The organism is Thermodesulfobacterium sp., assembly GCF_030445475.1.
In the GTDB taxonomy this organism is placed as follows: Bacteria; Desulfobacterota; Thermodesulfobacteria; order Thermodesulfobacteriales; family Thermodesulfobacteriaceae; genus Thermodesulfobacterium; species Thermodesulfobacterium commune.
On sequence record NZ_JASUTP010000006.1, the window covers coordinates 1 to 24,035 of the forward strand.

17 protein-coding genes, 3 tRNA genes and 3 rRNA genes are annotated in these 24,035 nt (G+C 40.3%); 11 read left to right on the top strand and 12 right to left on the bottom strand.

The features are described from left to right. The 6 genes from PWP26_RS03360 to PWP26_RS03385 form a co-directional block, all read left to right on the top strand. Positions 1-475: ribosomal RNA gene (locus tag PWP26_RS03360) — 16S ribosomal RNA — on the top strand; the annotation flags it as partial. Between the two features lie 85 nt (positions 476-560). Beyond that, positions 561-636 (top strand) — tRNA-Ile (locus PWP26_RS03365). Positions 637-673: 37 nt separating this feature from the next. Next, positions 674-749 (top strand) — tRNA-Ala (locus PWP26_RS03370). A gap of 80 nt (positions 750-829) precedes the next feature. Beyond that, positions 830-3,855 (top strand): 23S ribosomal RNA (locus tag PWP26_RS03375). Positions 3,856-3,915: 60 nt separating this feature from the next. Continuing rightward, a 5S ribosomal RNA gene (gene rrf / locus PWP26_RS03380) occupies positions 3,916-4,032 on the top strand. Between the two features lie 93 nt (positions 4,033-4,125). Continuing rightward, positions 4,126-6,006: a PBP1A family penicillin-binding protein gene (locus PWP26_RS03385; RefSeq protein ID WP_287568162.1), complete on the top strand. Its 1,881-nt coding sequence runs from the start codon at positions 4,126-4,128 to the stop codon at positions 6,004-6,006. Here PWP26_RS03385 and PWP26_RS03390 read toward each other — a convergent pair. The 3 genes from PWP26_RS03390 to rgy all read right to left on the bottom strand — a co-directional run bounded on the left by PWP26_RS03390 (position 5,992) and on the right by rgy (position 11,213). Then, on the bottom strand, positions 5,992-6,705 hold the full coding sequence (locus tag PWP26_RS03390) for a CBS and ACT domain-containing protein (protein ID WP_038061510.1): 714 nt from the start codon (positions 6,703-6,705) through the stop codon (positions 5,992-5,994). The two genes, PWP26_RS03385 and PWP26_RS03390, sit on opposite strands and share 15 nt — an antisense overlap. A gap of 20 nt (positions 6,706-6,725) precedes the next feature. Then, the gene (ccsB, locus tag PWP26_RS03395; RefSeq protein ID WP_301398951.1) at positions 6,726-7,628 is read right to left on the bottom strand and encodes a c-type cytochrome biogenesis protein CcsB; all 903 of its coding nucleotides are present in this window, start codon (positions 7,626-7,628) and stop codon (positions 6,726-6,728) included. Positions 7,629-7,712: 84 nt separating this feature from the next. Further along, the gene (gene rgy / locus PWP26_RS03400; RefSeq protein WP_301398952.1) at positions 7,713-11,213 is read right to left on the bottom strand and encodes a reverse gyrase; all 3,501 of its coding nucleotides are present in this window, start codon (positions 11,211-11,213) and stop codon (positions 7,713-7,715) included. A gap of 105 nt (positions 11,214-11,318) precedes the next feature. On the opposite strand from rgy, the gene PWP26_RS03405 reads away from it, so the two are divergent. The 4 genes from PWP26_RS03405 to PWP26_RS03420 are packed head-to-tail and all read left to right on the top strand — an operon-like array spanning position 11,319 to position 14,958. Continuing rightward, entirely contained in the window at positions 11,319-12,446 is a 1,128-nt protein-coding gene (locus tag PWP26_RS03405) for a cysteine desulfurase family protein (RefSeq protein ID WP_038061504.1), read from the top strand. A 1-nt stretch (position 12,447) separates the two neighbouring features. Next, positions 12,448-13,395 carry a glycoside hydrolase family 3 N-terminal domain-containing protein gene (locus PWP26_RS03410; RefSeq protein ID WP_038061501.1) on the top strand — a complete coding sequence of 316 codons (948 nt, stop codon included), beginning with the start codon at positions 12,448-12,450 and terminating at the stop codon, positions 13,393-13,395. Beyond that, positions 13,388-14,227 (top strand): fumarate hydratase, encoded by an 840-nt coding sequence (locus PWP26_RS03415; protein ID WP_038061498.1) that lies wholly within the window; start codon positions 13,388-13,390, stop codon positions 14,225-14,227. Before PWP26_RS03410 ends, PWP26_RS03415 begins: the two co-directional genes overlap by 8 nt. Positions 14,228-14,238: 11 nt before the next feature. Beyond that, positions 14,239-14,958, top strand: coding sequence for a hypothetical protein (locus PWP26_RS03420; protein ID WP_038061495.1), 720 nt, complete (start codon positions 14,239-14,241; stop codon positions 14,956-14,958). On the opposite strand, the gene rsmD is transcribed toward PWP26_RS03420, so the two are convergent. From rsmD to PWP26_RS03440, 4 genes are all read right to left on the bottom strand, one after another. Continuing rightward, the gene (rsmD, locus tag PWP26_RS03425) at positions 14,930-15,514 is read right to left on the bottom strand and encodes a 16S rRNA (guanine(966)-N(2))-methyltransferase RsmD (RefSeq protein ID WP_051754556.1); all 585 of its coding nucleotides are present in this window, start codon (positions 15,512-15,514) and stop codon (positions 14,930-14,932) included. The two genes, PWP26_RS03420 and rsmD, sit on opposite strands and share 29 nt — an antisense overlap. Before the next feature lie 13 nt (positions 15,515-15,527). Continuing rightward, a complete protein-coding gene (locus PWP26_RS03430; RefSeq protein ID WP_038061492.1) occupies positions 15,528-16,349 on the bottom strand; it encodes a spermine synthase in 822 nt (273 codons plus the stop codon). Further along, entirely contained in the window at positions 16,346-16,795 is a 450-nt protein-coding gene (locus tag PWP26_RS03435) for an S-adenosylmethionine decarboxylase (protein ID WP_287568169.1), read from the bottom strand. Before PWP26_RS03435 ends, PWP26_RS03430 begins: the two co-directional genes overlap by 4 nt. Positions 16,796-16,855: 60 nt before the next feature. Continuing rightward, positions 16,856-16,929 (bottom strand) — tRNA-Pro (locus tag PWP26_RS03440). Between the two features lie 185 nt (positions 16,930-17,114). On the opposite strand from PWP26_RS03440, the gene PWP26_RS03445 reads away from it, so the two are divergent. Further along, entirely contained in the window at positions 17,115-17,918 is an 804-nt protein-coding gene (locus PWP26_RS03445) for an NAD(+)/NADH kinase (RefSeq protein ID WP_038061489.1), read from the top strand. Positions 17,919-17,927: 9 nt separating this feature from the next. On the opposite strand, the gene PWP26_RS03450 is transcribed toward PWP26_RS03445, so the two are convergent. Genes PWP26_RS03450 through PWP26_RS03470 form a run of 5 tightly spaced genes read right to left on the bottom strand, consistent with a single transcriptional unit; the run spans position 17,928 to position 24,035 of the window. Further along, a complete protein-coding gene (locus tag PWP26_RS03450) occupies positions 17,928-18,248 on the bottom strand; it encodes a YtxH domain-containing protein (RefSeq protein ID WP_287568171.1) in 321 nt (106 codons plus the stop codon). A gap of 49 nt (positions 18,249-18,297) precedes the next feature. Further along, positions 18,298-18,909 (bottom strand): hypothetical protein, encoded by a 612-nt coding sequence (locus tag PWP26_RS03455; protein WP_301398953.1) that lies wholly within the window; start codon positions 18,907-18,909, stop codon positions 18,298-18,300. Positions 18,910-18,961: 52 nt separating this feature from the next. Then, the gene (glgP, locus tag PWP26_RS03460; protein ID WP_301398954.1) at positions 18,962-21,526 is read right to left on the bottom strand and encodes an alpha-glucan family phosphorylase; all 2,565 of its coding nucleotides are present in this window, start codon (positions 21,524-21,526) and stop codon (positions 18,962-18,964) included. A 2-nt stretch (positions 21,527-21,528) separates the two neighbouring features. Continuing rightward, positions 21,529-22,731 (bottom strand): glycoside hydrolase family 57 protein, encoded by a 1,203-nt coding sequence (locus PWP26_RS03465; protein ID WP_301398955.1) that lies wholly within the window; start codon positions 22,729-22,731, stop codon positions 21,529-21,531. A 2-nt stretch (positions 22,732-22,733) separates the two neighbouring features. Continuing rightward, positions 22,734-24,035: a glycosyltransferase family 4 protein gene (locus PWP26_RS03470; protein ID WP_287568179.1), complete on the bottom strand. Its 1,302-nt coding sequence runs from the start codon at positions 24,033-24,035 to the stop codon at positions 22,734-22,736.

Consider the following 24,035-nt stretch of genomic DNA (forward strand, 5'->3'; position numbering starts at 1 on the left):
TCGTGAGATGTTGGGTTAAGTCCCGCAACGAGCGCAACCCCTGCCCTTAGTTGCCATCGGTTCGGCCGGGCACTCTAAGGGGACTGCCGGGGATAACCCGGAGGAAGGAGGGGATGACGTCAAGTCCTCATGGCCCTTATGCCCAGGGCTACACACGTGCTACAATGGGGGGTACAGAGGGTTGCGAACCCGCAAGGGGGAGCTAATCCCAGAAAGCCCTCCTCAGTTCGGATCGGGGTCTGCAACTCGACCCCGTGAAGCCGGAATCGCTAGTAATGGCGGATCAGCATGCCGCCGTGAATACGTTCCCGGGCCTTGTACACACCGCCCGTCACACCACGGAAGCTGGCTCCACCCGAAGTCGTTACCCTAACCAGGCTTTGCCTGGAGGGGGGCGCCTACGGTGGGGCTGGTGACTGGGGTGAAGTCGTAACAAGGTACCCCTACCGGAAGGTGGGGGTGGATCACCTCCTTTCTAAGGAGAATTTTAGGGGCTCCTTGCGGACGCTATTCTATATAAATTTTTTATGTTCTTTGAAAGGAATGGGTGAGCGGATTACGGGCCTATAGCTCAGCTCAGGTTAGAGCGCACGCCTGATAAGCGTGAGGTCGGAGGTTCGAATCCTCCTAGGCCCATTCTCTTGATTAGAGGATGGGTTTAGGAGGAAGGCGTGGGGGTGTAGCTCAGTTGGGAGAGCGCCGGCTTTGCAAGCCGGAGGTCGACGGTTCGAATCCGTTCACCTCCACCACTTAATGAAAAGTGGTGGAAAAATTAGATCTTTGACAAGTGAATAAGGGTATCCTTTGGCATCTTTAAGCTGGTTCCTGTAGTCAAGCTACTAAGGGCTAGCGGTGGATGCCTCGGGTGCGGGAGGCGATGAAGGGCGTGGCAAGCTGCGATAAGCCCCGGGGAGCCGCAAGCAGGCGTTGATCCGGGGATGCCCGAATGGGGAAACCCGGCTGGGGTAATACCCAGTCATCCATGGGTTAAGAGCCCATGGAGGCGAGACCGGGGGAAGTGAAACATCTCAGTACCCCGAGGAAAAGAAATCAACCGAGATTCCCTGAGTAGCGGCGAGCGAAAGGGGAGGAGCCTAAACCAGGCAGGTGTAGAAGCCCGTGGGCGTTGCCTGTCTGGGGTCGTGGGACTACACCGGAGAGGGCCACGGACCTCTCGGGGAGTTACAAAACCGCCTCTCTAGCCGAAGGCGCCTGGAATGGCCCGCCGGAGAGGGTGAAAGCCCCGTAGGCGAAAGGAAGGCGGTCTCCCTGGGTGTAGATCCCGAGTAGCACGGGACACGTGGAATCCCGTGTGAATCTGGGGGGACCACCCTCCAAGGCTAAATACTACCCGCACACCGATAGTGCACTAGTACCGTGAGGGAAAGGTGAAAAGAACCCCGGGAGGGGAGTGAAATAGAACCTGAAACCGCTAGCCTACAAGCAGTCGGAGGGAAGGAAAAATCCTTCCTGACGGCGTGCCTTTTGCATAATGAGCCCGGGAGTTGCCGTCAGTGGCGAGGCTAAGCCGTTGAGGCGGAGCCGTAGCGAAAGCGAGTCCGAATAGGGCGTTAAGTCGCTGGCGGCAGACCCGAAGCGGGACGATCTACCCATGGCCAGGGTGAAGGTGGGTTAATCCCCACTGGAGGCCCGAACCGGTGGAGGGTTAAAACTCCTCGGATGAGCTGTGGGTAGGAGTGAAAAGCTAATCGAGTCCCGTGATAGCTGGTTCTCCCCGAAATGCATTGAGGTGCAGCCTCGAGTGGTCGCTGCCGGGGGTAGAGCACTGTTTGGGCTAGGGGGCTTACCAGCCTACCGAACCCAGGCAAACTCCGAATACCGGCAAGCGCAGCTCGGGAGTGAGTCTTAGGGCGATAACGTCCTAGGACGAGAGGGCAAGAACCCAGACCGCCAGCTAAGGCCCCTAAGTCCTGGCTAAGTGGTAAAGGAGGTGCCCCTGCTAAGACACCCAGGATGTTGGCTTAGAAGCAGCCATCATTTAAAGAGTGCGTAACAGCTCACTGGGCGAGCGGGGGTGCGCCGAAAATTACACGGGGCTTAAGCCAGGCGCCGAAGCTGCGGGCTGAAAGGCTTTGAGCCTTTCAGCGGTAGGGGAGCACTCCAGTTGCCGATGAAGGTAGCTCGTAAGGGCTACTGGAGGTGCTGGAGGAGAGAATCCGGGCACGAGTAGCGATAAGGAGGGTGAGAATCCCTCCCGCCGTAAGCCCAAGGTTTCCTGGGGAAGGGTCGTCCGCCCAGGGTTAGCCGGCCCCTAACCTGAGGCCGAAAGGCGTAGGGGATGGGAAGAGGGGTTAATATTCCCCCGCCACCAGAGTGGAGGCCAAGGGGTGACGCAGAAGGGAAGGGCTCCGGGGCTGTATGGTTGGCCCTCCAAACCTCTAGCCCGATGATGGACCGAGGCAAATCCCGGTCCGGAGGGTGAGGGGGAGTAAGTAACCGAGAGCTACGGCTCTCGGGAAGGAGCTCGGACCACGCTGCCAAGAAATAGCCTCGTGGCCGTTGAAGCTCTGGTGACCGTACCGCAAACCGACACAGGTGGGCGGGCAGTAATCTGCCAAGGCGCGTGGGGCAACCCTGGCTAAGGAACTCGGCAAATTGGCCCCGTAACTTCGGGAGAAGGGGTGCCCGCGTTAGGTGTAGGCCCTTGCGGTCGAAGCCGAGGCGGGTTGCAGGGAAACGGCGGTGGCGACTGTTTACCAAAAACACAGGGCTCTGCTAACTCGTAAGAGGACGTATAGGGCCCGACGCCTGCCCGGTGCTGGAAGGTGAAGGGGTGGGGTTAGCGGAGATTAATTCCGCGAAGCTCTGCCCTTAAGCCCCAGTAAACGGCGGCCGTAACTATAACGGTCCTAAGGTAGCGAAATTCCTTGTCGGGTAAGTTCCGACCTGCATGAATGGCGTAACGACTGCCGCGCTGTCTCGGCCAGGGGCCCAGCGAAACTGTAGTCTCGGCGAAGATGCCGAGTACCCGCGGTGGGACGGAAAGACCCCGTGGAGCTTTACTGCAGCTTGGCATTGAACCTTGGGGTAGGATGTGCAGGATAGGTGGGAGGCTGTGAAGCAGGGGCGCCAGCTCCTGTGGAGCCACCGGTGAGATACCACCCTTCCTGCCTCAGGGTTCTAACCTGCGGAAGAAAGCCTTCCGAGGGACAGTGCCTGGCGGGCAGTTTGACTGGGGCGGTCGCCTCCTAAAGAGTAACGGAGGCGCCCAAAGGTCCCCTCAGGTGGTATAGAAATCCACCGTTGAGTGTAAGGGCATAAGGGGGCTTGACTGCGAGGCCGATAGGCCGAGCAGGGGGGAAACCCGGGCCTAGTGACCCGGCGGTCCTGAGTGGAAGGGCCGTCGATCATCGGATAAAAGTTACCCCGGGGATAACAGGCTGATCGCTCCCAAGAGTTCACATCGACGGAGCGGTTTGGCACCTCGATGTCGGCTCATCCCATCCTGGGGCTGGAGCAGGTCCCAAGGGTCGGGCTGTTCGCCCGTTAAAGGGGTACGTGAGCTGGGTTCAGAACGTCGTGAGACAGTTCGGTCCCTATCCACCGCGGGCGCAGGAGGCTTGAGGGGAGCTGCCCCTAGTACGAGAGGACCGGGGTGGACGCACCTCTGGTGTCCCGGTTGTTCCACCAGGAGCAGAGCCGGGTAGCCATGTGCGGAAGGGATAACCGCTGAAAGCATCTAAGCGGGAAGCCCACCCCAAGATTAGGCCTCCCGAGGGTGGGGCAACCCACCCCCTGAAGGGCCCAGGGAGACTACCTGGTTGATAGGCCAGAGGTGGAAGCCCAGCAATGGGTGGAGCCTACTGGTACTAATCGCCCGTGCGGCTTGGCTGCAGTACCAGCTTAAAAGTTCCAAAGGATACCCTATTCACTTGTTAAAAATATTAAAGTTTCCCGGGTGCCTATACCGGAGGGGCCACACCCGTTCCCATTCCGAACACGGAAGTTAAGCCCTCCAGGGCCGATGGTACTGGGGAGTTACCTCCCTGGGAGAGTAGGTCGGTGCCCGGGATTTTTTTTTATTTTTATACCTAAATTAAATCTTTTTAAAAAATCTCTTTAAAAAGTTCTCAAAATCAAAAACTAAGGTTATAATAAATCTTTATGAATTCTGTTTTTAAGTTGCTAGGTATTTTGTTTTTATCGATTTTTCTTTTCTTCTCTATAATTTTAGTAGCTGGGTTTATTTATCTTAAGGTTAGTCTCCCAAGTATTTCTAAGCTTAAAAACTACCGACCAGAACAAACAAATTTGGTATACGATATTCATGGAAATCTGGTAGGTTTTATCGGTCCAGTAAGGCGTGTTTTTGTACCTATAGATAAAATCCCTCCTCATGTAATCCAAGCTTTTCTAGCTGCAGAAGATGCTAATTTCTATAAACATAAAGGGATAGATTTTTGGAGTTTATTAAGGGCACTTTACAAAAATATCGTTCATGGTAAGATAGTCCAAGGCGGTAGTACCATTACTCAACAGGTAGTTAAGTCCCTTGTCCTTTCTCCTGAAAGGACGCTTAGAAGAAAAATCAAAGAGATGTTTTTGGCCTGGCAAATTGAAAAATATCTAACCAAAGATCAGATTCTAACCATATATTTGAATCATATTTACTTAGGGGGAGGGGCTTATGGAGTAGAAGCTGCTGCCCTTACTTATTTTAACAAACATGTCTGGGAGTTAGACTTAAACGAGGCAGCGGTTTTGGCAGGTTTACCGGCAGCCCCTTCTAAATATAATCCCCTTCAAAATTATAATCTTTCTATAGCTAGAAGAAACTATGTGCTTAAAAGAATGGCAGAGGTAGGTTTTATTTCTCCTGAAAAAGCTCAGGCTATTTCATCTCAACCTATACATTTAAACCCTAAAAATGTTAACATTCCTGTTTATGCAGCCTACTTCTTAGATGTGGTAAAAGAAGAACTTAAAAAATTATTCCCTTCTGAGGTAGTAGAGAGGGGGGGACTTGTAGTCTATACTACTCTTGATTTAGAGTGGGAAAAGAAGGCATATGAAAACCTTATGAACACCCTTAGTCGTATGTTTACGAACAGAGAACCTCCAGAGATAGCAGTAGTTTGTATGGAAAACAAAAACGGAGGAGTAAGGGTTCTTATCGGAGGAAGAAACTATTTGGCTTCTCCTTATAATAGAGCTATTCTAGCTAAAAGACAACCTGGGTCTGCGTTTAAGCCTTTTATCTGGGCTAAGGCTATTGAAGATGGAGTAGTCTCTCCAGAGGATGTAATTCCCGATGAACCTATAACTCTTCCTGGAGGCGACCAGGGCAAAGATTGGTCACCTAGAAATTATGATGGGCAGTATTTAGGTCCTATAAGCTTAAGGGATGCCTTAGCCAAGTCAAGAAACGTAGTAGCAGTAAGGCTTGCTTTGATGCTAGGAAGAGAAAAAATTTATGATATGGTTCAAAAATTAGAACTTAACATCCCTAGAGATTTTAATTATAGTATAGCCCTTGGTTCTTATGAATTAACTCCGATAGAGCTCACAAGGAGCTTTACTATTTTCCCTAACTTAGGTCGTATGGTAAAACCTAAGTTTATAGAAGAAGTGAGAGATAGTTTGTTTGCTAAAACCCCTATTTACAAAACTGATGTGGTAGCTAAGCCGGTAATTTCTCCTTACACTGCTTCTATAATGAATGATTTCCTACAGGCAGTAGTTCTTTATGGAACAGGAACTTGTGCCAGGGGATTGGGTGTGCCGGTAGCTGGAAAAACCGGTACTACCCAGGAATATAGAGATGCTTGGTTTGTGGGGTTTACACCTACCTATACTTGTGGTGTTTGGGTTGGTTATGATTCAGGTAAGACGTTAGAAAGAGGGGAAACAGGAGGAAGGGTTGCTTGTCCTGTTTGGTTAAGCGTAATGAAAGGAACTAATCATAAACCTCAAGGGTTCTTTTTATATACAGAGAATACAGAGACTCAGAATCAAGAAAATACTGAAAATTTAGAAAACCAATAAATTTTTTTCTTCTTTCCGTTTTTGGGGGATATCTTTTATATTGTCTTTCTTAAATTCAGCTATTTCAAACTTAGTCTCAAGTTTTTCCAAAGCTTCCTTTATTTTAGCCTCTTCAACAGCTTGGAAACGAATAAAAACTCTTTTTTTACAGGTATCATCTATACAAAATTCGTCTCTCCAGCAAAAAATGGTATAAATATTTATTTGTAAATTCTTAAAAATTTCTAAAATCTCAGGAAGTTGATAGGGTGAGTTGATATAAAGGGCTACATGATAAGGACTGAAATAAGCCCCAGTTAGTTGAACAAAAAGTTTAAAAATGTCTGTTTGAGTGATAATCCCTATAACATAATTATTTTCATTAACTACCGGAAGTCCAGAGATTTTGTTTTCAAGCATAAGGACAGAAGCTTTTTCTATGGTATCTTCTGGAGATACGGTGATAGGGTCTGGGGTCATGATGTCTTTTACTTTTAGGTTTAAAAAAAGGTCATAAAGTTCTTTTAGGTCAACCCCTACGAATTTTGGTGGGGTAGCCTCTTTTATGTCTGTTTGGGTAACAATTCCTACTAGTTTTCCTCCTCTGGTTATGGGAATCCTTCGTATTTGGTGTTCCTTTAAAAGTTGAATAGCCCTGGTTATAGGTTCCTCTTCTTCTAAGGTAATCACTTCTTCAGTCATCCAATTTTTTACTAACATCTTAATCCCCTCCAGTTTTATTAGCCTGGAGTTGCATAACTATGTAATCCTGACAATAAAAAGTTTACTCCAAAATAAGTAAAAAGTACAGAGGCAAACCCTATGATGTTTAGCCAGGCAAGTTTTTTCCCTCCCCAATCTTTAGAACCTTTTATTAAACGAAGATGGATGGCTCCGCCATAAATAAGCCAAGTGATAAAAGACCAGGTTTCCTTAGGGTCCCAGCTCCAGTAACTTCCCCAGGCTTGTTCAGCCCAAACAGCTCCAGTGATGATACCTAAGGAAAGCCAAAAGAAACCAAAAAGCATCAGCCTGTAGATAAAATGTTCTAAGGAAACCTGCAAAGAGGCTGAGAGAGTTTTATTAGCTCCGATGAGATAAAACAGGCTTAGACCAAAGGTAACGGCAAAAGCCCCATATCCCAAAAAACAGGTAACTACATGGGCTATCAACCAATTACTTTTTAGGGCTGGGAGAAGTGGCTTGATTTCAGCAGGAGCTTTAAGAGAGGCATAGGCCATGATAAAAGCAGTCAAAGTAAAGGTAATGCTTCCTAAGGCTTTAGAAGGAAATTTAAACTCCATAACAAGATAAATTAATGCAATACATAGTCCAAAAAAGACCAAAGATTCATAAAGGTTGGAAAGAGGAACGTAGCCAAAGCCAGCTTGATGGGTTTGATACCATCTAATAAAAAAAGCCGCGAGGTTTAAAAACAACCCAGCCCAACCAATGGTAGAACCTACAAATCCTCCCCAATCCCACTTAAAAACCCAATGTATAAAATAAATTAAAGCCGCAACAAAATAGACAAAAGTGGCTAAACTAAAAACTAAACTGTTTTCTGGAAGTAAAGTTCGGAAAATAGCTATATACAAGATTATGGCTAACAAAAAACCAAAAATAACATTTTTAAATCTCATCAAGCTCCTCCCGGAAAGCTATAGTTTAAAAAAAGTATACTTAAAAAAACAAAAAAAACAACAACCTAATAACATTTTTAAATTTTACAAGATGATGTTCAATTCTTTTAGAAGAGGCAAAAGGGTATAACAAATTTCTACCCAATCTTTTTTACCTTCTTCTACCTCGTCCATAAAGGCTTCAAGTTTTCTGGTAAACTCCTCAGATACATAGGTTTCAAACCTTGACCTTAGATATTCGTATACCTGTTTTCCTAAGGCTGTAGGAACAAGTCCTCCGTTTTTCAGCTCATAAACATAATACTTATTTAAAAGGGTAGAAACAATTTCTGCATAAGTAGATGGTCTACCTAACCCTCTTTTTTTCATTTCCTGGATCAGAGTCCCCTGATTAAAAAGAAAAGCTTTAGGTATTTTTTGTAACTTAATGTTGTTTATGGTAAAAGAAGGAGAAACGGGGAAAAGATGTGGTTTGGTCCAAACTAAATCATAACCGTTTGAAAGTATGTCTACTATCACTTCTTCTTCCCAGGCGAAAAAGGGAAGGACCAACTTAAGGTTCTTTTTTAAGACTTTAGTTTTTCTCATCTGACTTGCTATAAATCTTCTAAAAATAAGGTCATACAATCTAAAACTATCCTTATAATTTTTAAAAGAGATTAATCCGTGGGCTACCCTTAGTTTTAGTTCTTCTACATCCCAGGGACGGGTAGGCCTTATACCTTCATGGGCTCCTTCACTAAACCATTCTCTCGGATAGAATAACTCTTCTCCAAAATGTTCTGAGATATAAGGTTTAGCTACCTGAAACCGTCCTACGTCTGAAATTCGAGTTGAATCTGTTCGATGATAGGTGATTAAACCGAGTTCAAAGAGTTCTTGCAAAAGAGACATGGTATAGGAGGTAGAAAACCTGAAGAAATTATAGGCTTCTTCCAGTATGGTGTCTGTGGTATAAGGAGGAGGTGGAGAAAGTTCATCTTCTTTTTGGCCTTCTAAGGTAATTTTAGCCTGAGGTAGGTGTTGTTCTAATTTCTCTGCAATTTCTTTTTCTTCTACCTCGATAAAAAGGGGATATTCATTTATCGTAAAGTTTATTCGATATTTGTGTTGCTTACTTAGTTTTTCTCTTTCTATTACCCATCCTAAAACCGGAGTTTGCACCCTACCTGCTGAGAGATAGTTTTTGTGGAAAACTTTCCATAATTCCTGAGAAAGAGAAAACCCTACCCAACGATCTGCCACCCTTCTGGCTAACTGGGCTTTAACCCGAGGAAGGTTTATTTCTTGAGGGGTTTCAAAGGCTTTTTTAAGGGCTCTTACCGTAACTTCGTGAAACTCTAGTCTTTTAATATTTTTTTGAAAGGGTTTCAGATTAATGTAAATGTCATAAGCAATCTTTTCTCCCTCTGAGTCAGGATCTGAGGCAATAAAGGTTTGGTCTGAACAAAAACTAAGGATCCTAAGCCCGTCTACAATGTCAGCTTTGTCAAAGATGTTTTCTTTATCCTTTATTTCTTCTTCATCCACATATTGTTCTCCTGTTTCTCTGTCTATTTTTATGGTATTAAAAACAGGATGAAAAGTTCCGTTATTCTTTAAAACTCCAAATATCCCCTTTTTTCTGGAAAGGTTATAAAGATGCCCTAAAGAAGCACAGACAGAAAGCAGGGTATTTTCCATCGGTATTTCATAAACCCATAGGTTGGTGTACCTTCTAACCGAGGGTTTTCCAAAGAAGCTAGCTATGGTTTTGGCTTTATGAGGGGATTCTACGATAAGAAGGTAGTTCTTAAAATCTATCTTTTCAGCTGAAATTTTTTCTCTTTCTTGTTTTATTTGGGTATCAAGCTCGATTATTTTTTCAAAATTCACCTCTGTTAACTCTACTTCATCCCCTAAATAAAACCTTAGTCTTTTTTTAAGACTGTTTAAGGCTTTAAAACTATCTACCAAGATAACCGAAAGTCCTGGCATAAGTCCTTTAGTAGTGAGCCTTGAAACCCTTCCTGAAGCCTGAAGGTAAGAAGAAGCGTTTCCCACGATAAGATGGTAATTTCCGTTTTCGTCCCGTTCTAAGAAAACTTCTTCGTTGGTTTTAAGTTTTTCTATGAACTCAGGGTTCTTAAGCCGTTCTTCTATAAATTCCTTGATCGATAATACCTTTTTATACAACCCTTCATACTTAGGGAGGTCTTCTTCTCTTAAGGTTAAAAATCTTCTAAGGTAGTTTACATGTGATAAGGCGGTTATCCGTTCGTCGTCTTTAAAAAGAGGCATAAGAGATAAAAGCAAACTGTACAAAAATTGAGGAGCAACAGAAAGGGAAAAGCTTACTTCGTTTTTCATAAGGGGGAAAACATGCTTGGGTACTCCTAAAAAAATGGCGTATCTCAAAATCTCAGGTAAATCCAATCCTCTGACCAAGGGGTTACCAAGATGACATAACCCTATTGCAACCTCTACCTCTCCTTGTTTTAACTTGTTTAAAAGGTCTTCTTCACTGACCTCTAAGTAAGAAATCGCTTTTACATCGTTTTCTCTGAGCTGTTCTGTAAACTTCTCTACGTAAGTCCTTCCATAAGATTCTTCTACAAAAACAAGCCCTCCTTTACCTAAGGCTTTTATCAATTTTACCGCTTCTTCAGAAAGTCTTTGTATATCTCTTGGTTCTCCGACGTCAAGATAGGTGTCGATTACCTTTCTTAGGGTGGAGACAAAACGTGTTATTTCAAACCCAAGCAAGTTTTGAAAAAGAAGGACTCGGTTGGTTCTTGGTTTTAATGTAGCAGAGGAGATGATGAGCTGTTTTTGAGTACTTCGATGGTTTTTTTTGATTTTTAAAAGCTCAGAATAGTCTTCCTCGGTTTTATCTCTCTTTAAAGCCAGCTTTATCTCTTCTTCAGAGAACCCCAGTAATAAAAACAAGTTGTCTACGTTTTTACTGCTTTTTAAAAAAGAATCTACGTCATCGACGAAGATAAGAGAAAAGTCTAAAGATTTAAGGATTTCAAAGTTTTTATGCATAAAGGCGGAAGTACAGATAAACACATCAAAATTCTGTTTTTCTAAGATTTCTTTTTCTTTTTTTTGCCCGGTATAGGCTAGAATTCTTTTTTTCTTTAAAGCGAGGGAGGAGGTTCTATCTATAAAGTCGTTTAGCTTGGTTTCTACCTGATTGACCAGCATTTTGGTAGGTACGATAATAAGGGCTTTTTTGGGGGTAAGAAGAGCACTAATAAGACCAAAGGTTGATTTTCCAGTTCCTGTAGGGGCGATGATAGCAAAAGATTCCCCTAAAAATAACCTCTTAGCCCAGTTTATCTGTAAAGAAGAAGGTTTAGCCCCGATGATTTCTTTAAACAACTTACTAAAATTAGAAACTTGTTTTTCTACTTCTCCAAAGATCTTTAACTGTTTTAAAGTTTTTTCTTTCTCTAAAATTTCACAAATCTTTAAGATCGAGGGATTTGAAGGTATTTTTCCTTCGGGAAGACAGTTTTCACAAGGAATTCCTTTACCAAGTCTTTCATCTGAGACTATCCCTTTACAGTTAGGGCACCCATTTTCCAAAAAATAAAGCATTTTTCACCCTCTTAAAATGTTTTTAATGTTGTTTATTTGAAACATAAGGAACATAGCAAATTTGTTTCAGTTGTAATCTTTATAAAATAGTTTAAACTAAAATTTATGCAATACTCAAACATAATATATTTAGATTATAACGCTACTACTCCTGTTTTACCAGAAGTTTTAGATGTGTTCAACAAATATTCTTCAGAAGAGTTCGCTAACCCAAATTCTGCTCATGTATTAGGTAAAAGGGCTAAGTTAGCCCTTGAAAAGTTTAGAGAAGAGGTAGCAAGCCTCTTAAATGCTTCTTCCGAAGAAATATTTTTTACCTCAGGAGGAACAGAATCTAATCATCTGGCTTTGTTAGGAGTAGCTCTTGCAAAGGGGAAGGGTCATATTTTGGTGAGTTCCTTTGAGCATCCTTCGGTGTTAAACCCAGCGGTGAAGCTGTTAGAGATGGGATTTGAGGTAGATTTTTTGCCTGTGAATTCCCAAGGTTATGTAGACCCTGAAGAAGTCCAAAAAAGAATCAAGAAAAACACCTTTTTAGTTTCTGTGATGTTAGCCAACAATGAGATAGGTACCATTCAACCAGTTGAAGAAATTGCTAAGATTTGTCAAGAAAGGGAAATAATATTTCATACTGATGCCTGTCAAGCTGTAGGTAAGATACCGGTAGATGTAAAAAAAATAGGGTGTGATCTTCTATCCTTTGCAGGTCACAAGATGTATGCACCTAAGGGGATAGGAGGTTTGTTTATAAAAAAAGGATTTTCTATATCCCCTCTCTTTTTAGGGGGAGGACAAGAAAAAGGGATAAGGCCTGGGACAGAACCGGTAGGTCTGATAGCTGCCCTGGCTAAAGCAGCAGAGATAGCTAAAAAAGACGTAAGTTTTGAGGCAGAAAGACTTATCTACTTAAGAGAAACCCTTTATGAGGGTCTTAAAGAGGTTTATCCAAAAATTTACCGCTACGGGATTCCTGAGAAAACTCTTCCCAATACCTTAACTGTTTCTTTCGTAGGTAAAATAGGGAGTAAAATCTTGGAAGACCTCCCAGAGGTGTGTGCTTCTACCGGGTCTGCTTGCCATGACCGGAAAGGTTCAAATACTTTGATCGCTTTAAAAGTGCCTGAAGAAATAGCTCAAGGCACCATCCGGTTCTCCTTAGGTAGATATACTACCTTCGAAGACATAGAAAAGGTTATAAAAATTTTTCAAGGTTATTTTAGATTAAAAAATTAACATGTTTAAAACCATAGGTCAGGTTTTTTTAGTAAAACCAGGTAGCCTTTCTGCCGAAGAAAAGGAACTCTATCGAGACCTCCAGTTTACTAATTTTATTTTTTTCAAAGAACATTTTCAGGAAGATTTTCCAGAGTTTTTAGATAGATTAAAAGCTTCAGTAGATAGTTTTAACTTTTTAGCTATAGACCAAGAAGGGGGGAGGGTTTGTCGTATACCAGGAGAATTCCCTTCTCCTCTGGAGATCAGTCTAAACTATCAAAAAAATAAAGATCTATCTTTGGTAAAAAAATGGGCTCAAAGTCTTGCGAAAACAGTGGTTGAAAAAGGGCTTAACCTTAACCTTGCTCCTGTAGTAGATTTAGCAGGAGAGGAAGCTCCAGAGTTTTTAAGGTCTCGTACCTTGGGAAACGACCCTGAACTGGTTAAATTTTTAGGAGAGATTTTCATCTCAGAACATAAAAAACAGGGGTGTTTCTGCTGCGTTAAACATTTTCCAGGGTTAGATGAGGTTACCATAGACCCTCATAAAGACCTTCCTGAAAAGGAGAAAATTAATTCTTCTTCCCTTGAAGTTTTCCGGTTTTTTGCTGAAAAGGGGGTTCCTTTTTTTATGACTACTCACCTAATAGTAAAAAGTTTAGACGTTTTACCAGCTACTTTTTCTTTAAAAGTGATAAAGCTGTTAAGAGATAATCTCGGGTTTAAAGGCTGTATCATCACCGATGATTTAAACATGGGGGCTTTAGGAAAATGGGAACTTTCTGAAAGGATTGTTTTAAGTTTGGCAAGTGGACACAACTTTCTTATATTTTGTGGAACCTTCGAAGAATTAGCTTATCATTTGTTTGAGATTAAAACCGAGATTGAAAAAAGCCCAACCTTACGAGAAAGGCTTTCTGAAAGTTTTTATGTGTTAGATAGGGTTAAGAGGTGGATTTATGAGTGAAGAGATTAGCTACCAAGAGATAGTCAATAAAGTAAAAGAGGCCTACATAAGAGCTTGCAAAAGCCTTCCTTCAGAGGTTTTAGAGGCCTTAACCAAGGCTTTAGACGAAGAGACCGAACCTTTGGCTAAAGCGGGGTTAGAGGTGTTGATAGAAAACGCAGAAATCGCTAAAAAAGAAGATCTTCCTATCTGTCAAGACACAGGTATTCCGGTTGTTTGGGTTAAAATCGGAGAGGAGGTGTGTATAAAAAATTTAGAAAAGGCTATCAACGAAGGTCTCTTTTTAGCATACAAAGAAGGATTACTTAGGGCTTCGGTATGTGAAGTGCTTACCAGAAAAAACACCGGAACCAATACCCCGGCGGTAATCCATTATGAATTAGTCCCAGGTAAGGTTTTGGAAATACACATCCTTCCTAAGGGATGTGGTAGCGAAAACATGAGTGCCCTTGCCATGTTACCTCCTTCAGCAGGGGTAGAGGGGATTAAAAGATTCGTGGTGGAAACTGTTAAAAAAGCTGGTCCTAATCCTTGTCCTCCTGTAACCGTAGGGGTGGGGATAGGAGGTACCTTTGAAAAAGCAGCCTTTCTAGCCAAAAAGGCACTTTTTAGACCCTTTGGGACTTTTCATCCAGAGGAGGAGATAGCTAAACTTGAAAAGGAGCTCTTATCTGAGATAAATTCTCTTATGATTGGCCCATTGGGTTTAAAAGGTAAAACTACCGCCTTAGCCGTTCATATAGAGACTTATCCTTCTCATATTGCCAGCCTTCCGGTAGCCGTAAACTTTCAATGTCATGCCTATCGGATAGCAAAAATAAAGTTTTTATAAAAGGAGCAAACATGAAAAAGTATTTCTGGATGGTTTTTATCTTTTTGGTATTTTTTTTAGGTGGCTGCGGAAAGAAAAACCCACCTTTACCTCCCTCTAAAAGTATTCCTAAAGAGTTTTCTTTTGAGGTAAAACCTACAGAGGCAGGTTTTGACCTGATAGTTTATCTTCCTACAGAGACTAAGGGAGGCTATCCTTTAATAAAAATTAGTTCTCTTATCATAGAAAAAGAAGAGATATCTTTAGATTCTCCTAAGGCTAAACCTAAAATTTATGAAATCAAACTTTCCCCTAAACTTCATTCTGCAGGAAATTTATACGTGTATCACGACTATCAGGTTAAACATCGTCATAGATATAAATACAGGATTAAAATAAAGAAAGATTTTTTAGTTAAGACCGATTGGTTTGAGTTTCCTGAATATTTATACTGGCATAATCCTCCTCTTTTCCCTGAGAACATCTCTTTTCAGGTTCTACCAGAAAAGGCGGTGCTTTTAACCTGGAAAAAGCCAGAAAAAGACATAGAAGGCCTTTCTATCGATTACCCAATCTCTTATGAGATTGAAAAAATTTCTGGCCCTAAGGTTGAGAGTTTTTATGTGAGAAAAGAAGAGTTTTTTGAAAAACTATCAGATGTTAATAAGACCTGCTATCGGATAAGAAGTATTTTGAATTTTCGAGGCACTCAGATCCCAGGTCCTAAGAGTCCTCCTCTGTGTTTGGAATAACAGGCTGATAAAAATACAGAGTAGTTTCTCCGTAGGTTTTGACTTTAATCAAGACAAACCGGTCGGTTTTTTCTGGTAGGGGTATTCCTGTAGCTTCTTCTACCATTATTATGGCTTCTTGGTCTAAAATTTCTGTAGGCAAGGCCTTAAGGGTTTTAAGGCTCAGCCCGGTTTTATAAGGTGGGGTGATAAAGACCAAATCAAACTTAACCTGAGGATAGGCTTGGCTAAGCTTAGATAGACCTTCTGGTAGTTTAAGTTTTAAAACCAAGGCCTTTTCTGTAAGTTTAAGTTTTTCTAAATTTTTATGAATCAGAGAAAGGCTTAAGTTGCTAAAGTCTACAAAAAAAACCAGATCCGCCCCCCTTGAAAGTGCTTCTATTCCAAGAGCTCCTGTCCCTGAAAACAGGTCTAACACTTTAGCCTCAGAAAGGTCTTGTCCTAAAAGGTCAAAAAGAGATTTCCTGATCCTGCTTCTTAAAGGGCGGATGCTTAAGTCTTTAGGTGGAGGAAGAAAAAGCTTTTGTCCTTTTAAATAGCCTCCGGTGATTTTCAAACTAAAGGGCCCTTTATTTTAGAAGTTCTAACCAGGTCTGAGGTAAAGAAAAATAATAAGGATTCAACCCAGGATGATAATATTTACCAGAAAGTAGTTGTTTAGGATTAAGCCAATCTTTTGGCTCTTTGGTAGCCAAGAAAAAGGCGATCTCTTCTCCATAGCAAGGAACATAGCAGCGTACTATCTTTACATAAGGGAAGACCTGAGAAATTTTAGGATAGGCTTCTTTTATGATATGAGGAAAATAAATCGGTAGACTAGCTTGCTGGATAAATACCCCATAAGGTTTAAGCACCTTTAAAGCTTCTTGATAAAACTCAACGGTATATAAGGTTTTAGCAGGTCCTACCGGGTCGGTACAATCAACTATTACCAAATCAAACCCCTCTGAAGGGCTCTCTTTTAGCCCTAAATAGCCGTCTTTAATCACTAAGTTGACCTTTGGGTCGTTATAATCTCCAGAAATTTTAAAAAAGTATTTTTGGCATAAATCAAACACTAGGGTATCTATTTCAAACTGAATGATCTTTTTTATAGTAGGGATTTTTTGAAGTTCTCTTAGAACTCCTCCGTCCCCCCCTCCAACTATTACAACCTCTTCAGGGGGGGTAGGGAGAAGGCTTATAGGAAGATAGGTTATGGTCTCATGATATATAAACTCGTCTTTTTCTGTAAACTGAACGATTCCATCTAAAACAAAAAAATAACCCCAGGAAGGGTTTTTAAAGATTTGTATTTCTTGTAATCCTTTTTCTTCAAAGACTAATTCAACCTTGTAAGAATGTCCAAAATCTTTAAAGATTTTTTCTCGCCACCAAAAACTTCCAGTCAAGTTTCGCCTCCATCTGATAAAGTATCCTGAGAAAGTCCTCTTGCAAACTCAGCGATATAGACATTTTGCGGACGAAGATTACGTTGAAGATTGGCTAAGATTTTATGAGCTTTTTCTTTATTTTCTGCCAAGATGTCTAAGGCAGAGTATCCTTTTTCTGGCCAGGTATGGATATAGATATAAGAAGAACCTAAATTAACCTGAGCAGAAACCCCAAAGGGCTGAAACTGATAACTTACCGCAGAAACCTCTTTTAACGCACCGTTAGGTGCTATGGCTTCTTTTAAAGCTTGTTCAACCACCGGAGCTTCAGCCAAAAGTTCAAAAGGGGAACCCCAAAACTCAGCGATGATATGATAGGACCAAACACATCGTTTAAGTGCACCTTGCTGGGTAGGGCAGGTATTCAACCTTTCAAACTGACACACGGTTTGGACTGTACTCATGTTTCACCTCCTCCCAGGCAAGGTGCCCGGTTTTTAGTTTTTAGTATTCCAATAAAAAAATCGGGACGGGCGGATTTGAACCGCCGACCCCCCACACCCCAAGCGGGTGCGCTTCCAAGCTGCGCTACGTCCCGATTAAGAAGACAAAAATAACCTATTTAAGTTTAAACTCTATAATAAAAAATCTTTAAAAAATGTCAAGAGGTTAAGGAAAATTTTTGTTTGTTCAGATTTCTAAAGAGTTTTTACGTTTTTTTAAGGTTTATAAACCTTAATCAAAGTTATTGCTTTTCTCAAGGTTCAAGAATAAAATTATATCATGCTTAAATTTTTTTACTTATTAAAAGACCCGCGAAACCTCCCGCAAGTTTTTGAAAAGATTAACTCAAAAGAGATTATTTTGGTTCCTTTAGAAAAAATTTCAGAACTTCCTAAGGAAGAGGTTATAACCTTTGATGCCATTTTGGTGCTAGGAGGAGATGGCACCTTCCTAAGGGCTGTCCCTTTCGCCTATACTTACGACCTTCCTTTGATAGGGGTTAATCTGGGAAATTTTGGTTTTTTAACCGAGGTTTCTTTAGAAGAATTACCATATCTTTTAAGGCTAATCAAAGAAGGAGAGGCTAAAATTCAAAAAAGAACGCTTCTTGAGATTACCTATCAGAATGAGACCTTTGTTGCTCTAAACGAAGGGGCTATCATGAAAGGTCCTTTGGGTAAGGTGATATATTTGAGCCTGCAGGTTGAGGGCTATCATCTTACTACCATCCCTGGTGATGGGTTGATCATCTCTACCCCAACCGGGTCGACTGCTTATAATCTTTCAGCCGGAGGTCCGGTTATCCATCCAGAGGCACAAGTTTTTGTCTGCACACCGATCTGTGCTTTTAAAATAAACCTACGTCCCTTTGTTATTCCAGATAACTTTGAAACCGTGGTAATCTTAAACAAAAAAGGGAAAGGGGAGAACGAAGAAGTTCATCTTCTCATCGACGGACAGATTAACTTAGTAGTGCAGGAAGATCAACCTCTTCGTTTTAAAAAAGCCCCAAAACCTCTTAAAATTCTTACCTTACCAGAGAAAAATTATCTAAAAATTTTAAAGTCTAAGTTTAATTGGTAAAAAAGTCTTTTAAACCTCCTCTTTTTTTAAGAGTTTAGAGGCTAATTCTTCTTTCTTTTCTTTTAAAGTTTCTTTACTTTTTTCTATAGCTTCTTTAAGTTCTTCTTTTTTAGTTTCGATGATTTCTTTAGCTTTGGAAGTGATTTCTTCTCCTTTAGCTTTTAAAGTTTCTGCTTCAGCTCTAACTTTCTCTAAGGCTTCGTCCACTTCTTCTTTAATCTTTTTTCTAACCTCAGAGCCACTGGCTGGTGCCAAAAGAAGGGCTGCAATCCCCCCTACTACCACCCCACCAAGAAAAGCTAACAAAACCGTAGTTTTTTTTCCTTCCATAATCCACCTCCTTTTAGTGAAATTTTTTTAACTATTAACCTAAAGGTTTTTATTTTTTAAATTTAGGAAAAGGTATCATCTTCTTTAACTGTTGTATCAGTTCCTTAGCTCCATAGATTAGAGAACTACCTTCTACATAGACCTTTTTAATCTGTTGGTTTATCTGGTCTAAGACTAACTTAGAGGTTTCACTTAACTCAGCAAGAGAGTTTATCATAGGACTTAAACTATGGCTAACCTTTTCTGTCACCTCTTTTACCTGATAGGTGGTATTTTTTATATTTTCTAAATTGCTTTTTGCAATTTCTAAGTTAATTTTTAACTTATTGGAAATTTCTTTTACTTCATCTGCAACTATCTCTGTCTGGTTTTTCAAAAAGGTTTCGAAATCTTTTATACTTTCTCCTAATTCTTTTATAATATTAGGTACAATCTTAAGCCCGGTTATAAGTTCGTTTAGGTTAGAGATAGTTTGTTTAGCTATGTCTAAGGTCTCTGAGGTTTTTTCGGTGGTTTCTTTAAGATTTTTTAAAACAGGAGATAGTTCTTCTAACCTTAGGTTTACACGGTCTAAAGTTTGATTAACCTTAAAAAAGATATAAATAGCTATACCTACTAAAACGCCTACGAAAAGAATCAAGAGATACAATAGGGTTTCCATAAACCCTCCTTTAAAAGGCTATTTAAATTAAAATTAATTATAAGCATAAAAATCAAAAAGTCAACTTAACCAAGTTGGGATAATATCTTCTAAGATAGAAGTTTTTAGGAACCACCCTAAAGTTATAAGCTTTAATTCCAGGTCCATAAAGAGGAAGAGATTTTTGATAAACTCCAACACCATCTTTAAACTCTACCAGCTTAAGGGGAAAACTCCTGACATAACTTTCTCTATCTTCTTCTTCCCCGAGGTTGGATACACAAGTTATCTCCTCTATAATTACTAACTGTACTTCTATTAACTCAGGGTTAATGTTACCTAAAAAGACTTTAGCCGATACCTTTACTTCCTGGCCTTCTTGTAGAAAGGTTTTTTCTAAATTTTCTTTTACTTCTATAAACTTTATGTTTTCCCAATTTTCGGTCAAAATCCTTTTTTCTTCTGCTAAAGCCTTAAGAAGAGAAAAATCTTTTTGAGAAAGATGTTTTAGTCTTTCTATGATAGGTGAATAAAACTTATCTATATATTCAAGGAGCATACGGTTGGTAGAAAACTGTTTACAAGCTATGTACATGCTTTGTTTCATCATCTTTACCCAATCTCTTGGAATCCCGTCTTCGTCTCTTTCGGTAAAGAGAGGATAAATTTCTTTTTCTAAAAGAGTGTATATTTGATGAGCTTCATAGTGATTATAAGGTGGTAATCCTTCTTTAGGGATTATAGCCCAACCGTTAAGCTGGTTGTATCCTTCTGGCCACCATCCGTCAAGAACGCTTAAGTTTAAAACCCCGTTCATGGCAGCCTTCATCCCTGAGGTTCCGCAAGCCTCCATAGGCCTTAAAGGGGTGTTTAACCAAACGTCTGACCCCCAGATAAGATATCTGGCTAAATGAAGGTTATAGTTTTCTAAGAAAATAATTTTGTTGTAAAGCTGGTAAGTCTCTCTAAACTCTAAAATCTCACGGATTATGTTTTTACCTTCTACATCTTTAGGATGGGCTTTACCTGCAAACACCAGCACAATATCTTTTTCTGTTAGTAGTTTTAGTATTCGTTCTTTATGGTACAGAATAAGAGAGTTTCTCTTATAACCGGTCATCCTTCGAGCATAACCTATGATAAGGTCTTGGGCTTTAGGAAGTTGATAGTTTTGTTTTTCTTCTGAGAGGTTTAACTTAATAGATTCCTCTTTTAACTGGGTTTTGATAAGGTTTAAAAGTCTGTACTTGTTTTTTTTATGGGCTTCCCATATTTCTTCGTCTGGGATTTTTAGTATTTCCTCCCAGGTTGAATCTTCAGGAGACATATAGATAAAATTTGCTCCAAGATATTTTTTGAAAAGTGCATAAAAAGGTTCGCTTAGCCATCTCCAATGAACACCGTTGGTTACATACTCTATGGGAACTTCTTCTTCTGGAAGTTCGGGAAAAAGGGGATGCCACATCTTTTTGGTGGTTTTTTGATGAAGTTTAGAAACAGCGTTTACGTTAGAGGAATAGTTGATGGCTAAAGCAGGTAACCAGAAAATTTCAGGATTTTCCTTTAGGGTGCCTTGTTTATAAAATTCCAGAATAATGTTTTCATTTTTGGTTAGTTCAACCAACTCTTCTAACTCTTCCCAAAGATATTTTTTAATCAACTCTTTAGGAAAATGCTCATTACCTGCAATAACAGGTGTATGAGTAGTAAAAACAGTAGTCTCTTTGATAAGCATGATGGCTTCATCTAAGGAAAATCCTTGAGACAATAAATCCTTTAATCTTGCTAAAAGGACAAACGCAGAATGACCTTCATTAAGATGATATATCTTGGGGTTGAGGTTTAATGCTTTCAGTAATTTATATCCTCCGATACCAAGGATAATCTCTTGTTGGATCCTTTTTTCTATTTCCCCTGGGTAGAGATATCTAAGTATTTCTTTTATTTCTTCAGGATTCTCAGGATGGGTAGAGTCTAAAAAATAACAGAGTACTTTACCTACTTCTAACTTAAATACCCTAAGTTTTATCTCTACTCCCATAAGGTTCATCGATAACGCCATAGAGGTGCCGTCTGGGTTTTTTACCTCCTCTAAAAAGTTTAAAAACAGGTCTAAAATTTCTGGATTTTCTGTTTGTGTTTTTTGGTTAGGGTCTATGGTTTGTTTTAGATAGCCATGTTGATATGCAAGACCTACCCCTATCATCGGAAGTCCTAAGTCTGAAGCAGACATCAAAAAATCCCCGGCTAAAACCCCTAATCCTCCTGCATAAAAAGGCAAAGTAGGATGAAGCCCAAACTCGGTACAGAAATAAACTATTTTGTCTTCTGGATCTATACGATGTTTTTTGACTTCTGGATGGACATATTCTTTATATTCTTGAAATGCTTCCCAGAGGTCCTCTAAATCCATAAGAAAGGTCTGATTTTGGGCCAACGCTTTTAACCTTATGTTAGGAAGGTAGTAGATAAGTTTAAAGGGATTATGTTCAACCTGTCTAAAAAGGTCTCGGTCTATTTTATAAAAAAAAGAAAGAACGTCATAATTCCAAGAAAACCAGAGATTTTTAGAAATTTTTAAAAGTTTGTCAAGTTCCTTCGGTATAGAAGGATAAACAAAAAATTTTTTGAAAGGCATTTTTATCCCTCTAAATTGGTTTCTATTTCTGCTAATATATTCATATAATACCGATAAATTTCTTCTGGAGAAGAGTATGGGGAAAAATATTTATGTACATCTCCGTCTTGAAAATATTTGATACACATATAGTAAAAATGGTCTGAAGTAGAAAGTTTTTTAAGGATAGAGAGAAGATCATACCGTTTCTGGTCTTTGGCTTTTTTGATTAACTCATAGCAAGTCTTCATGGCATTCCATTGAAGGGGATTAGAAAGCCAGGCAGAAAGGTCTCTTTCGGTGTCTGCCCAGGAAGTTGGGTTAGGAACAGAGATAGGGGTAGGAGTATAGTTTAAGGTGGTTTTTACCTCAGAAGGCCAAAGAAACTGTAAATTTTTTTCCTTTAAAGCTAAAAGTACAAACTCTTTTATAAAATCAAAAATTCCTATTTCAGCCCATTGATGTTCTCCAAAGGTTTCATAATCCATAAAAAGGTTTAAATAGAGATTCTTTCCTGTTTTTTCTATTAGCATCAAGTCTTTTATCCAGGACAAATACTTTTTAGGGGTAAGGGGATATTCATCCCAACTTTTATCACTAAACCTAAAGGCAATGTCGTCTGAAAGTTTATAATGTTTTAGTAGCAAAAGATGGGCATGATTGGCAGAGACCCTGGGATAAAGAGGAGATTCTCCTTTTAAAATCTTGTCAGCCCCTTCTATAAGGATGGTTTTTATCTGAGGCATGGTAGCAAAAAGTAAGTTTGAAATTTTGTCAAAATAGATCAACTCGGTATTACGAAAGGTGGTAGGTAGCATCCCAAATTCTTTTTTGATGATCTCAGCGTGTTCTTCTATCTCCTCTATAAATTCGTCTAAATCAAAGATACTGCTAAGAGAATGATAGTAAGTTTCGTTAAGAAGCTCTACCCCTCCGGTTTTCACTAGGTTTAAAAAGGAATGTAAAACCTCAGGACGGAATTTTTTAGCTTGTTCTATAAACGTGCCTGTCAGACTATAAGAGACCTTAAATCTTCCGTCAGACCTTTCTATCAGCTCTTTAAAAAGGGCGTTGGCAGGAAGATAACACTTTTCTGCTACCTTGTTAAATATGGCTGCGTTAAGGCTATCGTCAAAATACTCGACTGTTGATTTTGTTTTTAAAACATTAAAATTTTTGACCCTAAAGGGCTGATGCACCTGGAAATAAAATATAATATAAAGCATACTTAGTTTATCAAAAGTTCGTTATAGATTTTTATCAGTTCTTCGGCTCTTATATCCCAGGAAATCTTTTTAACTTCTTCTTTAACTTTTTGTTGAAGGTTTTTTAGTTTTTCTGGATGTTTTAAGAGGTCTACGATGATGTTTACGATTTTGTCAACATCCCAAAAATCAACTTTATAAGCGTTTTCTAAGATTTCTGAAGCCCCTGATTGTTTGGAAATGATAAGGGCACAGCCAAAATACATGGCTTCTAAGGCTACGATCCCAAAGGGCTCAGAAACCGAGGGCATAACCACTATGTCTGCTAAACTTAAGGCTTCTTCTACTTCTTGTCTGGTAAGAAAACCGGTAAACAAAACCTGGGTGCCAAAACCTTCGCTTGCGGCTTCAAACATAAGTTCTCTTTCCATTTCTCCTGCACCAGCGATCAAAAACCTTACTTTCTTAGGATATTGCCTAAGGATTTTTTTTGCTATTTCTAAAAAAATCTTGGGACCCTTCTGAGGGGTTAATCTTCCTAAAAATAAAATCACAGGACATTTAAATTTTTTTGTCTTTTTGGGTTCTTTGGTATAAACGGTAAAAGCATTGTATAACACCCGGATCTTTTCTTCAGGTACTTTGCAATGTTCTTTTATCACCTGAGCGGTGTAGTTAGAAACAGCGATTACTCGGTCTGCTAAATTTAATCCCAGGTATTCTATCTCATGGACTACAGGATGTCCGTATCCGATCGCTCTGTCAAACTCTGTAGCATGCACATGAGCAACCAGAGGTTTTTGGAGAAGGTGTTTAAGAAAGAGTCCTGCAGGGTAGGTCATCCAATCATGAGCATGGATCAAGTCAACCTCTAAATGTTTGGCAACCTCTAAAACATTTTGCAGGTATCTTTGAACCCGGGATAAGGTGTGATTCTCCTTATTAAGTAGATTTTCTATCCTTTTTAAAACTTTCTCAGAAATCGGAGTTAACGGCTTTTTTTCTTCCAAAAAGTTTATGGTGTTTTCAGGTTGATAAGAAAACAGTCTTAAGGTGTCTAAGTAAGCCCCTTCGGGGGCTAAATAACCTATTTGATAAAACTTTAAAGGTAAAGGCTTTAGTTGCCTTTGGTGAGGGCTCTTAGCTACTGGAAAGTCTGCCTCCCACCCAGAAGAGATTTCAAAAAACACTTTTTCTTTGGTAGGGAGAATCATATAGATTTTTACTCCCTTTTCAGCTAAAGCTTTAAAAAGCCCGTAACAGGCCATTCCAAGCCCACCTACTATAAACGGAGGATATTCCCAGGTTAACATCAAAACTTTCAT